Source organism: Anaerotignum sp. (assembly GCF_030625865.1).
GTDB lineage: Bacteria > Bacillota > Clostridia > Lachnospirales > Anaerotignaceae > Chakrabartyella.
Genome location: NZ_DAOUQB010000007.1, coordinates 40,929 through 56,646 on the forward strand (window position 1 = coordinate 40,929; position 15,718 = coordinate 56,646).

Here is a 15,718-nt window from a genome sequence, read left to right on the forward strand (position 1 = left end):
ATTTCTTAATGGAATTGACGGTTTTTGTCCATTGTTTCTTCAAAAAGATTTGTTATAGTATATTCATGAAATTGCTGACCAGTCTTTTAGACTTTTATATATATTCGGATGATCTGAATGTAGATATCCTCCCCTCGAGAAAAGCAGGTAACAATTACAGTGTATGGCGCTGTATTTGTTACCTGCTTTTTTGTATTAAATGAGTATTTTGTAATTAAGGGTTTTGGCAAACTTGAAAAATATAAAATTTTAAATAATAGGATTCATCCGCCGCCCAAAGGATAGGGTGGTCGGGAGACTGTGTGCGATATTCCACTTGGCGCAGGCGTTTATGCACATTTTTTGCGGCTTGCCCTATGGTTTGTGTGAATAATTCATAGTTCATAAAGTGTGAGCAGGAACAGGTTGCTAAAAAGCCTCCGTCCTTGATGAGCTTCATTGCCCTCAGATTAATTTCACGATAGCCCTTAACTGCATTTTTTATAGAATTACGAGATTTTGTGAAAGCAGGGGGGTCCAGGATAATTACATCAAACTTTCTTCCTTCGGCCTCCAAGCGGGGGAGCAATTCAAAAACATCCTCGCATTGAAAATGCACGACGGTTTCAAGCCCGTTAAGCTTTGCGTTCTCTGTTGCCTGATCCACGGCAAGCTGAGAGGCGTCAATGCCCAATACCTTTTTTGCCCCGGCGATTCCGGCATTTAGGGCAAAAGAGCCTGTATGGGTAAAGCAGTCCAAAACATCTGCATCTTTGCAAAGCTTATGAATGGCGGCACGGTTATACTTTTGGTCAAGGAAAAAACCTGTTTTTTGCCCATCTTCCACATCGACGATATATTTAACGCCATTTTCTATGATTTCAACTTTTGTATCAAAGGGGTCGCTTAAAAAGCCTTTCACACGCTCCATGCCCTCTTGAAGACGTACTTTTGCATCGCTTCTTTCGTAAATACCACGAATAAAAACACCGTCTTTTTCCAATGTATCACAGAGAAGGCGCAGTATGGTATCTTTCATTTTATCAATACCCAAGGCTAAAGACTGCACCACCAGTACATCAGAAAATTTATCAACAATAAGACCGGGCAAAAAGTCCGCCTCGCCAAAAATAAGGCGGCAGGAGGAAGTATCCACGGTTTTTTTGCGGTAGACCCAGGCTGCTTCCACACGGCGACGCAAAAAATCTTCATCTATTACTGTATTTTTGTCCCTTGTCATTATGCGGATGATAATTTTTGAATGGTTATTATAAAAGCCTGTGCCTAGAGGATAACCGTCAAAATCCAAGACGGAAACCAGTTCCCCGTTTACCACAGTTTCACTTACATTTGCAATTTCGTTATCAAAGATCCAAAGTCCGCCTGCTTTTAGCATACGGCCCTCACCCTTTTTTAAGGTGACGGTGGGTAAATTCATGGAAGAATCCTCCTTTATTAAGGTGAAAAAAAGAGCGTTTTGAGACACTCGTTGAAGTAAAATAAAAATAAATTCCCTTTTTCCCTTATACATTGACTTTTTGTAATGATAGGGGGTATCAAAAGTTTCGATACCCCCGGTAGTTTTTAGATTATTTTGAATCCATTTTTATAGCGGTTTCCAATGCAATTTCCATCATTTGTGTAAAGGTTGTCTGGCGTTCTTCGGCGGTGGTTTCCTCGCCGGTAAGAGGCTTATCGGAAATGGTCAGCAAGGCCAACGCACGTTTTCCCAATCTAGCTGCATTCATATATAAAGCAGCAGCTTCCATCTCTACACACAGGATACCCATTTTCGTCCAACTTTTCATTGAGTCAGGACGGTCATCATAGAACGTATCAGAGGATAAAATATTCCCCACTTTTAACTCTTGCCCCAGTTCTTTAGCGGACTCTACTGCAGCGGTCAGCAAATCATAATCAGCTAAATTACAAAGGGTTCCTGGTATTTCATATTGGACACCAAAATTAGAAGTGGTGCTTGCGCCCATACCTGCAACAATATCACGCAGTTGAAGCTTATCATTGAAAGCACCTGCGGATCCGATGCGAACAATATTTTCTACATCATAGAATGAAAACAGCTCATAGCTGTAGATTCCCATGGAAGGCATACCCATGCCGCTAGCCATAACAGACACTTTTGTTCCTTTATATGTTCCCGTGTAGCCTTGAATTCCTCTAACGTTGTTGATCAAAACAGCATCCTGCAAAAAAGTTTCGGCAATGAATTTTGCACGTAAGGGATCACCGGGCATCAAAACGGTTTTTGCAAAATCACTTTTTTCTGCGGAATTATGTGGCGTTGCCATAAGAAATTACCTCCTTTGTACTCTGTAAAATACAGTTTTGCATTTTTTTTTATTTCTATACCATACTATACCATTTTTTTGGATTTAAGGGAATAGTCCATGAGAAAAAGGCGTTTTATATGAAAAAAACCCATAAAAATTCCATTTTATTCTAGAAATGCTTGACATTAGATAGAAAGGCATGGTATGTTATAAATGAATAATAGTCGATTTTATTCGACGGAAAATAAATATAAGATAGAGGTGCGATGTTCATGAGTAGCCCTTCGTATTACGTCAAGGAGGCGGAAGAGGAAAGGGAGCATTGCCGAAGTTAGGGGTCTCTGCCTTGAGGGATGCTTGGCTGGCGCACTACAAAATATGTAATGTGCTGTCACTTATGTGGAGCGCTATCGGGAACTCGGAACTTCCAAATATTAATTGGGATACTTTTGAAGCCATGCGTTGCATGGCTTTGTTTTTTTTTCTTGGATTCTATTCTTTTGTTTTAGTAGAAACAAGAAACAATTATAATGCCTGTGTACGGGATATTAGGTTGTCTTGCGACTTGTGTGCAGGGGGATAGGATGATGTTTCCAAGGTAGGTTTTATGCAGCTTTATTTTATGATTACGGAAAGGGGAAGGGTTATGAGAAACATGCAGAAAAATCCCATGATCAACAAGATCGCAATTTTTTCACTCTTGATCATGGCAATGACGGTTACTGTTTTTGCAGGCGATGCGGAAGCAGGACAAGTGAGTAATATGTATGCAACAATTTGGTCTTTGGTACCACCGCTTGTGGCTATTATTTTGGCGTTGATTACGAAGGAGGTTTACTCCTCGTTATTTGTAGGTATTGTTGTGGGTGCACTGTTTTACAGTAATTTTAACCTGAAACAGGCATATTTGACCATGCTTACAAGTGACACAGATGGGGGATTGTTGGCAAAGCTTGCTGACGGTTGGAATGTAGGTATTTTAATTTTCTTAGTTGTATTGGGAATCATTGTGTCATTAATGAATAAGGCCGGGGGTTCTGCAGCTTACGGTGAGTGGGCGCGTCAAAGAATTAAAACAAGAAAGGGCGCTTTACTTTCAACGTTCATTTTGGGGGTTTTGATCTTTATTGATGACTATTTTAACTGCTTGACAGTAGGTAGCGTTATGCGTCCTGTAACAGATACCCATAAGGTATCCCGTGCGAAGCTGGCTTATATTATTGATGCCACTGCGGCACCTGTTTGTATTATTGCGCCAATTTCTTCCTGGGCAGCGGCAGTTGCCGGGGTTGTGGACGGTGTAAATGGTTTGGATTTATTTATCCGTGCCATTCCTTACAATTTCTATGCATTGCTCACAATTGTTGCAATGATAACATTGACTTTATTGAACTTTGATTATGGCCCTATGCGTCTACATGAAATGAATGCACAGAAAGACAATGATCTTTATACAACGGAATCCAGACCGTTTGCAGCGGAAGCGGAAGCTGTTGTAACAGGCAAAGGTAAGGTTATCGATTTGATTTTACCTGTTGTTGTTTTAATTATATGCTGTGTAATCGGTATGATTTATACAGGTGGATTTTTTGAGGGAGAATCTTTTGTAAATGCTTTTGCAGGCAGTGATGCTTCCGTTGGTTTATTGTTGGGTTCTGTTGGAGCATTGCTGATTACGTTCTTACTGTATATTCCTCGTGGAATTTTATCCTTTAACGAATTTATGTCTTGTTTGCCTGAAGGCTTTAAGGCAATGGTACCTGCAATTTTGATTTTGACCTTTGCGTGGACATTAAGCGGGATCACCGGATTATTGGGAGCAAAAGAATTTGTTGCAGGGGTTTTGGCAAGCAACGTAGGCATGCTTCAAGTTTTATTACCTGTTATTGTATTTTTAATTGCTGTTTTCTTGGCTTTTGCAACAGGTACTTCTTGGGGAACTTTTGGTATCCTTTTGCCCATTGTAGTTCCTATTTTAGACCCTACAAGCGAATTGTTGATTATTACCGTAGCGGCTACATTAGCCGGTGCTGTATGCGGTGACCATTGCTCTCCTATTTCCGATACCACCATTATGGCATCAACGGGAGCACAGTGCGATCATATTAACCATGTTTCCACACAGCTGCCTTATGCTTTGACAGTAGCGGCAGTGGCGGCAGTGAACTATATTTTGGCTGCTAGCATTCAAAACTGGATGATTAACTTGCCTATTGCCATTGTAATGATGATAGTTACAATTTTTATTATTAAGAGTATCTATGACGCAAAAGATAAGAAGGCATAATACCGCTGATTTTCTTTTGGAATAAAGAGAAGAATGAGTCTGAATAAAAAGACAGATGAAGGGTGCCGATCAAGTGGGCACCCTTTTTTTAACAAAGAAAAAGTGAGTAATATTAAATTTATCAAATTAAAAAAGGACGGTAACGGAACTGAATTAATTTTCAGAAGTGGCTACTGTCCTTTTTATGTAATTTATTTGCTATGTTCCATAATATGTTTTGCAACCTTAACGTCTTCTCGTTTAATATGGTTAATCAGCCAGTTGCCTACCTGCATATTTACGTCTCCAACCAGTTGAATAGTGGGGCCTTCGGCCTTAAGGCGAGAGGCAATATTATCTACTACTTTGATAAAGCCTTCATGATATTTTTTGTGATTTACAAAGTCAGGGTAATTATATTTCTGCTGTAATACCTGCTCATGAGCAAAATGGGTTTTGGTATATTGTGCCAAGAAGTCCACGGTGTTAGCGACCTCGTTTCGTCCTTTTCCTGAGGAACAAGCCACCAAAAGATTATTGATTGCTTGGATCAGTTCTTTGTGCTCGCTGTCAATTTGTGCATTCCCTGTTTCCAGATCCTTTGTCCAAGTAAAAGCCATAAAAAAACCTCCTTAACCATTGCTGTTATAAATTTTGTAGTGATAAAATTAAATTTGTAATATCTTTTTAAATGTATTATACTACAAGTTAGTTTAAAAGAAAAGACATATTATAAAATAATAATTATCTTTTAACAATTTAGGTCATTTTGAAGCAAAAGGGGAATTGAGGGAAAGATGCTTGCGAAAAAGCAACCATTACAGTAATATAAAAATAAAGCTGTTTAAGGAGCTTTCTATGGACAGTTTCCTTATTCTGGATATTAAAGCCTGGTTTTGTATGGGAAAATGCATATTGGGAATTATATTTTTATTTGGCGAAGTTATTTTTGACCTCAAAAATGGGAGGAATGTGATATGTTTTGGATTGGTTGCCATTTATCGGCAGCAAATGGATATCTTGCCATGGGGAAAGATGCGGAGAAAATTGGAGCGAATGTATTTCAATTTTTTACCAGGAATCCCAGAGGTGGCAGCGTGAAAGCTCTGGATCGAGAGGATATGGAGGCGTATATATCCTTTGGGCAGGAGCGTGGTTTTGGAAGATTATTAGCCCATGCGCCTTATACCATGAATCCTTGTTCGGCAGACAAAGGCTTGCGTGAATTTGCTCTCCGCATGATGGAAGAAGACTTGGAGCGGCTGGAGCTGTTACCAGATGTAATGTATAATTTTCATCCCGGCAGTCATGTAAAGCAAGGGGTGGAAGTTGGAATTGGTATGATTACAGAAATGCTTCATGAAGTTTTGCAAAAAGGTGGAAAAACGCCGATTTTGTTGGAGACTATGGCAGGGAAAGGCAGTGAAGTAGGGCGGAGCTTTGAGGAAATTCGCCGGATTATTGATGGTGTTCATGGACATGAACGAATGGGAGTTTGTTTGGATACATGTCATGTTTATGACGGGGGATATGATGTTGTGGAAAATCTTGATGATGTTCTGGAGGAATTTCACAGTATCATCGGACTGGACAGGCTTAGAGCAATTCATTTAAATGACAGCAAAAACCCCATGGGCAGCCATAAGGACCGTCATGAAAAAATTGGAGACGGTTCCTTGGGAATAGAAGCAATTTCAAGAATCATTAACCACCCGAAATTAATACATTTACCCTTTTATCTGGAAACACCCAACGATTTAGAAGGATATGAAAGGGAAATTTCTTTATTGAGAGGACTTAGAAAAGAGGGATAGAATTGGAGAAAATACACTTTTATCACAGTCCCATTGGGACATTGGCTTTGGGGGAAGAGGATGGCTTTCTAACCCGTGTATCGTTTCAGGAAGAAATAAAAACGCCTCATATTATGGAAAACACTCCTTTATTAGAAGAGGCAACTAAGCAGTTGGAGGAATATTTTTGTGCTAACAGGAATACTTTTTCGCTGCCTTTAAAACCGAGGGGCACAGAATTTCAAAAAAAGGTGTGGCAGGCACTGGAACGCATTCCCTATGGTGTTACCGCTTCATACGGGGAGATTGCAAAGCAGATTGGGAATCCTAAGGGTGCAAGAGCGGTAGGTATGGCGAACAATAAAAACCCCATAGCAATCATAATTCCTTGCCACAGAGTGGTTGGCAGCGATGGAAAGCTGGTAGGGTATGGTGGTGGATTGGATAAAAAAGTTTTTCTGTTGGAGATGGAAGAAGAGAACAAAAAATAAAACAGCTGTTGGAAGGGGAGAACAGTTACCAACAGCTGTTTTAATCTGATTTTAGAAAACTAAGCTTTCTGTGTTTTAAAAATATGGGATGTATAACCAGCAAAAATACGAATCACAATAATTTCGATACCGGTCATAACACATACCTGTAAAATACGGGTGGGCATCAATGTCCAGAAGGGAACGCCATATAACATGGAGATCCAAAGGGTATTTAAGAGCAAAGAGCCAAAAAATTCATTTAAAACAGATGCTATGACTATGTTTTTTAGATTTGTTTTCTTATAAAGAAAGATACCATACAGGATACCGTTTAAGAATGCGGTAAGGGTGAAGCCGGGGAAAAATTGTCCAATAGGGAATAATGTTGCTCCCAGAAAATCTGCTACAGCAGCAACAATACCGGCGGGAACAGGTCCCAAAAGAATACCGGCTATGGCGATGGGGGCAAAGGCAAACCCGATTTTCAAGTTCCAAGCGGAGATGGAAAGAAAGCGAGAAAGAATGATAGAAATTGCTACCAAAAGAGCCATAATAACGAGACGGTGAGTGGCTGAAAATTTTTGTTGCATGAAAAAGACCTCCTTTTTGTTGTTGTGGGGTTTTTTCATAAATAAAAAACCCCTTCATTATCGTGAGTAACTACGCAAATATCCCCAAAACAGAATGCAAAGACATTCCGGGGGTTGCTGTGATAATAAAGAGGAATCGCTTCTTCATTATTTGACAGCGGGATGCGGGGTTTGTACCGCAAGGATTAACCTTTTCGTTCTCGTGGCAACTCCCCGTCCACAAGACACTTAACGCACAAAGCCCTACTCTGTATTTGCACATGGTTGCCCATGCAGTTTTATTCTAGCATCCTTTTTCCATGGGGTAAATAGGCTATTTTACAGAACAAAAGCCCGGGTAAAACGGAATTTTGAGTCAAAAGTACCCGCCAATAAGACATTACCCATATCCATACCAAATTCTTTCGTTAATTTTACAAAAAGTCGGTCACTTTCCATAAAGCCACCGTTGGAAAAGCAAAAGCACATGGCAAAAGCGTCTTTGGGAATGTCGGCAAAATGTTCTTCCAAAACGGATACAATTTTTCGGTCTTTTTCTTGGGAAAGCTTTTCTTTTAACTCGGAAAGCTCAAAGTCTAAGTGTAAAAAGCCTTGGGAAGCATAGTAAATTGCTGTAATAAAATCTGCCAAGTCAGATTCTCCTTGAAAGGGCAGGGTATTTTTGGTTGGGCGAGGAAAATCACCAACGGTGCAGACAAACCAAGGTGTTTCCTCGGCAAAAAAGGATGTTGCGTATAATTTCTTTGTTAGTATATTCGTTTCGTTTACCGCAAATACCAAGGTATTGCCTGTAATATCAGAAACGATAGGCAGTTTTCTTTTTTTCAGTATAGATATAAGTTGATCGGATGCGCCGATTAGGCGGATGCCGTCTGTATGAAACCCGAGCATGAGATGCCCTCCTTTTATTATTTTTTATATATACTATTGTAATATAGAGCAGGAGAATTGAAAAGGATGTTTTTATACAGGAAAAACGCTAAAAAAACCGAAAAATATTGACAGTCTATTTGGAAAATTGTTATAATTTAGGGTAGTTTTTTTATTTGAATTTGCGAAAGATAAAGACAGTTGTCTTTGAAACGGAGGATAGAAATATGTTGGAGCTGAAGAACGTTTCTTTTTCGGCTGACGGAAAAGAAATATTAAAAAATATCAACCTTGTCATTGAAGAGGGAAAGTTTGTGGTAATGACAGGGCCAAATGGCGGTGGAAAATCAACACTGGCAAAAGTTATTGCAGGAATTGAAAAGCCCGATAGCGGACAGATTCTTTTGGATGGACAGGATATTACAGATTGGTCAATCACCAAACGTGCAAATTGCGGCGTTAGTTTTGCTTTTCAACAGCCCGTTCGCTTTAAAGGCGTTACGGTAAAGGACTTGATTATGCTTGCCAGCGGCAAAAACTTGAGTACGGCTGCTGCGTGTGAATATTTATCGGAAGTTGGTCTTTGTGCTAAGGATTACATTGACCGTGAGATAAACGGCAGTCTTTCCGGGGGAGAATTAAAGCGAATTGAAATTGCCACGGTGATGGCAAGAAAAACAAAGCTTACCTTATTTGATGAACCTGAGGCGGGAATTGATTTGTGGAGCTTTAAGAATTTAATAGATGTATTTGAAAAAATGCACACAGAAATTAAAGGCTCTATTTTAATTATTTCCCATCAAGAACGGATTTTGAACATTGCTGACCAGGTTGTGGTAATAAGCGGCGGAAAAATTGCTCAGGTTGGAACGAAAGAGGAAGTATTGCCTGGATTATTTGGTGTGGATTTGGGCTGTAAATTTTTTAAGGAGGCATAAGTAACATGTTCAGTGATATAATCAAAAATTTGCTCTCCGAGGTAGCAGGGGTTGAGGGTATTCCTACCATAGGGGCATTTAATATTCGCAATAACGGCAAGAGTGCAGGCAGAAGCTCCACAGAAACCATTCAGATTATTCCTAAGCCGGATGGCACAGGAATTGATATTATGATTAAGCCGGGAACAAAAAATGAGAGTGTGCATATTCCTGCACTGGTTACGGAAACAGATATGCATGATGTGGTATATAACGATTTTCATATTGGAGAGGGCGCAGATGTAACCATTGTTGCCGGTTGCGGTATCCATAATTGCGGTAGCGGCATCTCTCAGCATGATGGGATTCATCGTTTTTTTGTAGGGAAAGATGCAAAAGTTAAATATGTAGAAAAGCATATCGGGGAAGGGGATGGAAATGGACAGAATATTATCAATCCCCAAACGCATATCTTTGCTGAGGAAAACAGTTATCTTGAAATGGATACAGTGCAGTTGAAAGGTGTAGATTCCACCAAGCGAATTTCCACCGCAAAATTAGGGGCGGGAGCTACGGTTGTGATTAAAGAAAAAATCATGACCCACGGAGAGCAGTATGCAGAAACCTCCTTCGATGTTGAACTGGAGGGGGAGGGTTGCAGTGCAAAGCTGATTTCCCGTTCTGTTGCCAGGGATAGCTCCAAACAGCTATTTCGCTCTAAGCTTTGCGGAAACAATGCCTGCTATGGTCATTCCGAATGTGATGCCATTATCATGGATAACGGCATTGTTGCGGCAGAACCCGAAATTATTGCAAATAATGTAGATGCTACCCTCATCCATGAGGCTGCCATTGGCAAAATCGCAGGGGAGCAGTTGACAAAGCTCATGACATTGGGCTTAACGGAAAAAGAAGCAGAAGCTCAAATCATTAATGGGTTTTTGAAATAAGAAGACGTCCCAAAGGAGATGGGTATGTGAGCAGTACGGTAAAAAAGGAAGTTATCAGCTGGATTAAAACGATTCTTTTGGCTGTGATATTAGCCGGATTAATGAACAGATTTTTAATTATAAACGCGCAGGTTCCCACCGGTTCTATGGAAAATACCATTATGACAGGAGACCGTATTATGGGGCTTCGAACATCATATTGGTTTGAGGAACCACAAAGGGGAGATGTGGTTATCTTCCGCTATCCGGATGACCCCGAAGGTAAAACGTTGTTTGTTAAACGTATTATCGGCGAGGGTGGAGATGTAGTAAAAGTGGAAAACGGCAATGTTTATGTAAATGATGAAGCATTGGAGGAGCCTTATATAAAAGAAATAACCCAAGGGAATTTTGGGCCTTATGAGGTGCCGGAAGGTTGTTACTTTATGATGGGAGATAATCGAAACAAATCTCTGGATGCTCGTTTTTGGGATAATAAATATGTAGAATCGGATGAAATTTTAGGGAAAGTAAAATTTCGCTACTTCAAGGGTTTCAAATGGATTTCTTGAGTTGGAGGGAATGGTATGAAAAAAAAGGACAAACTGCTACTGATCTTTCTGGGTTTTTTGGTGGTTGTGGCTTTTATTGGCGGACAAATGTGGAACAGTCATAAGAATTTTACCAAAGAAAAATGGGAAAACTATGAGGGAAACAGTCGGCAGGCAATTTTAGATAATTTTTTTGATCGTACCATTGTCGATAACCTTCCTCAAGAAGATTTGATAGAATATTTGGGGGAACCGGAGCGTAAAACAGATGATGAAATGATTTACTATCTGGGTACACCAAAAGGCTTGTTTGGAAATGAAGATGGCGAGGAAGAATTTTTGATTTTTACCTTTACGGATGGAAAAGTCACAGGCGTATCTAAGGTTCCGGCTTCTGCTGTGGCGTCAGAATAGGAGATGATAGGTATGAAATGTCCTTTTTGCGGTGAAGAAATGACCCCGGGTTATTTGGAATCGGGAAGATATTTCATGTGGAAGGCAGAGGATGAAAGGGGAAAAAAGAGAGAATATCTATTGGCCAAAAGCTATATGGGCGGTACAAAATTAACGGGAGAAATTTGCCCTTACTGTCGCAAATTAGTTTTAGATATTCCCGAGAACCCGACATAAAAAAATTCAAAGTATGATTTATTTTGAATTCTTTATGGTAGAATACTTAATACAATAAATCATTATAATAATAAGGAGGTATGTGACATGAAGGCAACAAAAGATATGACAATTGGTGAACTTTTAATGATGGACAGAAGCGTAGGTGCGGTTTTGATGGAAAATGGTATGCACTGTGTTGGTTGCCCCTCAGCAGCAGGGGAAACTTTGGAAGAGGCTAGTATGGTACATGGCATGGACATTGAAAAGCTTTTAAGTGATATTAATGGTTTTTTCGAAAACAAAGAGAAATAAATACAGGATTTGTTTCTGTAAAAGGAAAAACAAATTGTTTTAACAACGGAAAATTGAATGCGGGAGAAATAAGATTGCCCTTTTTTATGGTATTGTTCAATACTATGAAGAAGGGTTTTTTTTATTGGATAAAAAAATTTCTATATAAAAAAATGAAAAAGGTGTCAAGCGATACCATAGCTTGACACCAAGAAAGAAATTTTCCTTTTTAACCTTTTTAACCAAGGAATTTCTTGTTTTAAATTTTATATGCTTGTTCATTATAAATACTTAAATCAAGTCCACGAATTTCCACTTCTTTGGAAACGCGGACAGGCGCAAAAGCATTGATGACTTTTAACAGTGCGTATGTTACCACGTAACTATAAGCGGCTATAAGAAGCACTGAAAAAAGCTGAATTATCAACTGATGGGTGTTTCCTTCAATGAGGCCGCTGAATCCCCCGATTTGACTTTCCGCAAACACACCAACCAGTATGCTTCCCGCAATGCCGCCGACCCCATGAATGCCCCAAACATCAAGGGCATCATCCCAGCCCCATGTTTTTCTCTTTTGTATTGCAAAGTAGCATACAATACTGGAAATGATACCGATTAGGATGGCTGCCCAAGGCTGTACATAGCCTGCGGCGGGTGTAATTAATACCAAACCTGCTACGGCGCCTGTCAGCATTCCGATTAAACTGGGACTCTTTTCCTGTCTCCAGGAGATGATGAGCCAAGTTACCATAGCAATACTGGCGGCGATACCTGTATTGACAAATGCCATTGCGGCCACACCATCGGCAGCCAAGGCACTTCCGCCGTTAAATCCGAACCAGCCGAACCAAATCAGCCCTGCACCCAGAGCAACATAGGTAATGTTGTGAGGACTTTGATCTTCATCCGGCATGATGTGTCTTTTTCCGATGAAAAGCACACAGGGCATAGCCGCAATTCCCGCAGTTAGGTGAATGACAAGGCCTCCTGCAAAGTCTTTTACGCCCATTTGCTGAAGGAATCCTCCGCCCCATACCCAATGGGCAACAGGAATATAAACCAGAAAACTCCAACAAACCAGTAAAATTAAATAGCTCTTAAAGTTCATTCTGTCTGCAAATGCTCCGGTAATTAATGCCGGCGCAATGACTGCAAACATAACTTGGAAAATAAAAAATACGATAAAAGGTATCGTAGGGGCATAGGTGCTGTTTGGAGCCATCCCTACGCCATTTAGGAAAGCATAATCCAAATTTCCTATGAGACCATGAACATCCGGCCCGAAGACCAGGCTGAAACCGCATACGACCCAGATGGCAGTAACAACGCCCATAGAGACAAAACACTGTGTCATAATTGACAGGGTATTTTTCCGTCTTACCAGCCCGCCATAAAAAAATGCAAGTCCTGGGGTCATTAAACATACCAAAGCGGCACTAATTAATACAAATGCGGTGTTTCCAGAATTAATCATTCTTAACACTCCCATCCTTTTGTTTTGACTTTATGATAGCGGATGGAGTGTAAAATGAAAATACAGGAATTTCTGTATTTTTTGTCGATATCGACTGTATTTTTTATAATCAAGGTTCAATGATATGATTTCTTACGGCATATAATACAAGGTCGATAATACTTTTAAAACCGAGTTTGTGCATAATATTGGAACGGTGGGTTTCGACTGTTTTGATACTTAGGCAGAGAAGGTCGGATATTTCTTTATTGGATTTCCCCTCTGCAAGGAGTTGTAGGACTTCTCTTTCTCTGGATGAAATGGGCGTGGATTGGCATTGATCACTAGGAAGATTATTTAAATAACCATTTACAACAAGCTGAGTTACTCCCTGAGAGAGAAAAATATTCCCGTTATCTACTGTTTCTATGGATTGAATCAACTCCTCCAGAGCATTATCTTTCAATACATATCCTTTTACCCCTGCTTGCAGTGCCATGATGACAAATTCTTCGGATTTATGCATGGTAAGAATAATATTCTTAGTTTCTGGGGATGACTGCTTTAACTTAATTGCCAGATCAATTCCGTTGAGCTTGGGAATGGAAATGTCTAATATGGCTATGTCAGGTTTTAAGTCTAGAATATTTTTAAATGCTTCTACGCCATCGGCGGCCTCTCCAACCACTTCAATATTTTCTTGCTGAGAAAGCAGAATCACTAATGACTGTCGAAGAATTTTATGATCATCAGCCAAAAATACCTTGATTTTTTTCATAAGGCACCTCCATAATTATTCTTGTTCCTACGCCTTTTTCACTTTCAATAAATAATGCGGCGCTTATCATATCTGCCCTTTCTCTGATAGAGTTTAGCCCGATTCCCCGGCTTACACTGGATATGTCAAAGCCACTGCCATTATCAGAAATGCGGAGCAGGATTATTTTATCATTTAAAATTAGCATATTTACATAGGCTTCCGTTCCGCCGGAATGCTTTATGATATTCGTAAGGCTTTCTTGTATGATGCGGTAAATATTCATTTCGACGGTTTCATCCCACCGAGGTAAATGATCATCTATTTTACAGTTGAAGCGAATACTGCCGATTTCGTTTAGCTTATTGCAAAGATTTCGTATGCTTTTTGCCAAACCGTCTTGGTTTAAGCCCACGGGTTTTAAATTATACATTACATTGCGAATTTCTTCGATGGTACTGTCTGCAAGCTTTATGGTTTTGGATGTTTGTTCTTTCAGTGCCTCATCCTTTGTGGAATTATGTATTAATCCAAGGTTTATTTTTAATGCAACCAAAGATTGTCCCACGCCATCGTGTAGGTCTCGGGCTATTTTTTCCCGTTCCTTTTCCTGTGTTGCAGCAAGAACATAGGCTTGACGTTTTAAAATTATATTTTGCTTTTCAATTGTTTCATTTAAATCTTGAGTTAAATTTTCATAACGTTTTTCCTGAATATGCTGCATCCATGAATTATAATCAGAAAACTCAACGATGTTCAGACCTTTTTCTTCTTCTTCCTCGGAAACCCTGATGCCCACTGTTTTTTTGATGAGATAAAACATGAGAAAGCCTACGCCAAATGCCCAGACGAAATTTATCCCAGCCCCTAAAATTTGTATTAATATATGGTGGGTCCTTCCCGTGGTCAAGGCTTCCGTTGACTGGAAAGCCCCACACAGGATTACCCCGCATGTCCCCCCGAAGGCATGGATCGGTACGGCATTGACGGTATCATCAATCTTAAGTTTCATTAATACAAGGCTCCCCAGTACAACGGTGGAACCGGTGAGGAACCCTACAAAAATTGATTGAACGGGCGTCAAGATGTCAGAGCCTGCTGTAATGGCAACCAATCCCCCCAAAGCACCGCTAAAAATAGACTCCATCATGCTCTGATCCTTTGCTAGGATATAAGTGGTTACAACGGCACCAATGACTCCTGCGGATGCTGCAAAATTGGTATTTAAAAGAATTAAGCCTATTTTATCCTCAAATCGTAATAGATTACCTCCGTTAAATCCAAACCAGCTGAACCATAAAATAAAGGTACCAAGGGTTGCAAAGGGAATATTAGAACGAAGCAGCCGCTTGGGTTTTCCATCCTTATCCCATCTGTCCTTTCTGGGACCTACAACAATTGTGCCTGCCAAGGCGATCCATCCCGCTGTGGAATGGATTACAGTTGCGCCTGCATAATCTGTATACCCTAAGTGTGACAATAAAGTTGGCTGTCCCATATATACGCCGCCCCAAACCCAGTGGCCGAAAACAGGATAAATTATGGTACCTACAATAACAGCGGCAATGACAAGGGCCTTTAGTTTTGTTCGTTCAGACATGCTGCCGGAAAAAATTGTGACAGATGTACCCGCAAACATCATTTGATAAAAAATAAAGACATAATCATAATTGCTATTTAAATTTGAAAGAAACCAGTGGTTTGTCCCAATTAGTCCTAATGAGGTCTTTCCAAACATAAAGGCAAAGCCAACAAGAAAAAAGGACAAAGCCGCAACAACAAAAGCAATAATATTTTCAATTGCCACACTAATCACGTTTTTTGATTGCACAAAGCCCACTTCATAGCATACAAATCCTGCCTGCATAAAAAAAACAAAGCATGCGCAAATCAGTACCCACATATGGTCAAGTCCGTTCATTTTATCATCCCTTTATTCCCCAATT

Annotated in this window: 17 protein-coding genes and 2 riboswitches; of the genes, 9 read left to right on the top strand and 8 right to left on the bottom strand. The window is 40.0% G+C overall.

Going from position 1 to position 15,718, the window contains the following annotated elements; genetic code table 11:
* Positions 1–214 precede the first annotated feature (214 nt).
* Entirely contained in the window at positions 215–1,417 is a 1,203-nt protein-coding gene (locus P9Q65_RS03400) for a class I SAM-dependent rRNA methyltransferase (RefSeq protein ID WP_304507823.1), read from the bottom strand.
* A gap of 151 nt (positions 1,418–1,568) precedes the next feature.
* Positions 1,569–2,288: a purine-nucleoside phosphorylase gene (gene deoD, locus P9Q65_RS03405; RefSeq protein ID WP_304507824.1), complete on the bottom strand. Its 720-nt coding sequence runs from the start codon at positions 2,286–2,288 to the stop codon at positions 1,569–1,571.
* A gap of 230 nt (positions 2,289–2,518) precedes the next feature.
* Positions 2,519–2,688: riboswitch (Lysine riboswitch) on the top strand.
* Between the two features lie 228 nt (positions 2,689–2,916).
* On the opposite strand from deoD, the gene P9Q65_RS03410 reads away from it, so the two are divergent.
* The gene (locus tag P9Q65_RS03410) at positions 2,917–4,557 is read left to right on the top strand and encodes a Na+/H+ antiporter NhaC family protein (RefSeq protein ID WP_304507825.1); all 1,641 of its coding nucleotides are present in this window, start codon (positions 2,917–2,919) and stop codon (positions 4,555–4,557) included.
* A 191-nt stretch (positions 4,558–4,748) separates the two neighbouring features.
* Here the strand turns inward: P9Q65_RS03410 and P9Q65_RS03415 are convergent, their stop codons facing one another.
* Positions 4,749–5,156: a bacteriohemerythrin gene (locus P9Q65_RS03415; RefSeq protein ID WP_304507827.1), complete on the bottom strand. Its 408-nt coding sequence runs from the start codon at positions 5,154–5,156 to the stop codon at positions 4,749–4,751.
* Between the two features lie 357 nt (positions 5,157–5,513).
* Between P9Q65_RS03415 and P9Q65_RS03420 the strand changes: the two genes are divergently transcribed.
* Both P9Q65_RS03420 and P9Q65_RS03425 read left to right on the top strand, forming a co-directional pair.
* Complete coding sequence (locus P9Q65_RS03420) at positions 5,514–6,350, top strand: deoxyribonuclease IV (protein ID WP_304507828.1); 837 nt, start codon at positions 5,514–5,516, stop codon at positions 6,348–6,350.
* A gap of 2 nt (positions 6,351–6,352) precedes the next feature.
* The gene (locus P9Q65_RS03425) at positions 6,353–6,820 is read left to right on the top strand and encodes a methylated-DNA--[protein]-cysteine S-methyltransferase (RefSeq protein WP_304507830.1); all 468 of its coding nucleotides are present in this window, start codon (positions 6,353–6,355) and stop codon (positions 6,818–6,820) included.
* 59 nt (positions 6,821–6,879) lie between these two features.
* Here the strand turns inward: P9Q65_RS03425 and P9Q65_RS03430 are convergent, their stop codons facing one another.
* The gene (locus tag P9Q65_RS03430; protein WP_304507832.1) at positions 6,880–7,392 is read right to left on the bottom strand and encodes a folate family ECF transporter S component; all 513 of its coding nucleotides are present in this window, start codon (positions 7,390–7,392) and stop codon (positions 6,880–6,882) included.
* A gap of 153 nt (positions 7,393–7,545) precedes the next feature.
* Positions 7,546–7,645, bottom strand: a riboswitch (THF riboswitch).
* A 65-nt stretch (positions 7,646–7,710) separates the two neighbouring features.
* On the bottom strand, positions 7,711–8,283 hold the full coding sequence (locus P9Q65_RS03435; protein WP_304507834.1) for a hypothetical protein: 573 nt from the start codon (positions 8,281–8,283) through the stop codon (positions 7,711–7,713).
* A 206-nt stretch (positions 8,284–8,489) separates the two neighbouring features.
* On the opposite strand from P9Q65_RS03435, the gene P9Q65_RS03440 reads away from it, so the two are divergent.
* From P9Q65_RS03440 to P9Q65_RS03465, 6 genes are all read left to right on the top strand, one after another.
* Positions 8,490–9,200: an ABC transporter ATP-binding protein gene (locus P9Q65_RS03440; RefSeq protein ID WP_304507835.1), complete on the top strand. Its 711-nt coding sequence runs from the start codon at positions 8,490–8,492 to the stop codon at positions 9,198–9,200.
* Between the two features lie 5 nt (positions 9,201–9,205).
* Entirely contained in the window at positions 9,206–10,129 is a 924-nt protein-coding gene (locus P9Q65_RS03445) for a SufB/SufD family protein (protein WP_304507837.1), read from the top strand.
* A 26-nt stretch (positions 10,130–10,155) separates the two neighbouring features.
* The gene (gene lepB, locus P9Q65_RS03450; RefSeq protein ID WP_304507839.1) at positions 10,156–10,680 is read left to right on the top strand and encodes a signal peptidase I; all 525 of its coding nucleotides are present in this window, start codon (positions 10,156–10,158) and stop codon (positions 10,678–10,680) included.
* 15 nt (positions 10,681–10,695) lie between these two features.
* Positions 10,696–11,073, top strand: coding sequence for a hypothetical protein (locus P9Q65_RS03455; protein ID WP_304507840.1), 378 nt, complete (start codon positions 10,696–10,698; stop codon positions 11,071–11,073).
* 12 nt (positions 11,074–11,085) lie between these two features.
* Complete coding sequence (locus P9Q65_RS03460) at positions 11,086–11,289, top strand: PF20097 family protein (protein WP_304507842.1); 204 nt, start codon at positions 11,086–11,088, stop codon at positions 11,287–11,289.
* 87 nt (positions 11,290–11,376) lie between these two features.
* A complete protein-coding gene (locus P9Q65_RS03465) occupies positions 11,377–11,583 on the top strand; it encodes a DUF1858 domain-containing protein (protein ID WP_304507843.1) in 207 nt (68 codons plus the stop codon).
* 238 nt (positions 11,584–11,821) lie between these two features.
* Here P9Q65_RS03465 and P9Q65_RS03470 read toward each other — a convergent pair whose 3' ends face one another.
* The 3 genes from P9Q65_RS03470 to amt form a co-directional block, all read right to left on the bottom strand.
* Positions 11,822–13,036, bottom strand: coding sequence for an ammonium transporter (locus P9Q65_RS03470; protein ID WP_304507844.1), 1,215 nt, complete (start codon positions 13,034–13,036; stop codon positions 11,822–11,824).
* Positions 13,037–13,145: 109 nt separating this feature from the next.
* Positions 13,146–13,793, bottom strand: coding sequence for a response regulator (locus tag P9Q65_RS03475; RefSeq protein WP_304507846.1), 648 nt, complete (start codon positions 13,791–13,793; stop codon positions 13,146–13,148).
* Entirely contained in the window at positions 13,765–15,693 is a 1,929-nt protein-coding gene (gene amt, locus P9Q65_RS03480) for an ammonium transporter (protein WP_304507847.1), read from the bottom strand. The genes P9Q65_RS03475 and amt overlap by 29 nt, the downstream gene beginning before the upstream one ends.
* Positions 15,694–15,718: the final 25 nt, after the last annotated feature.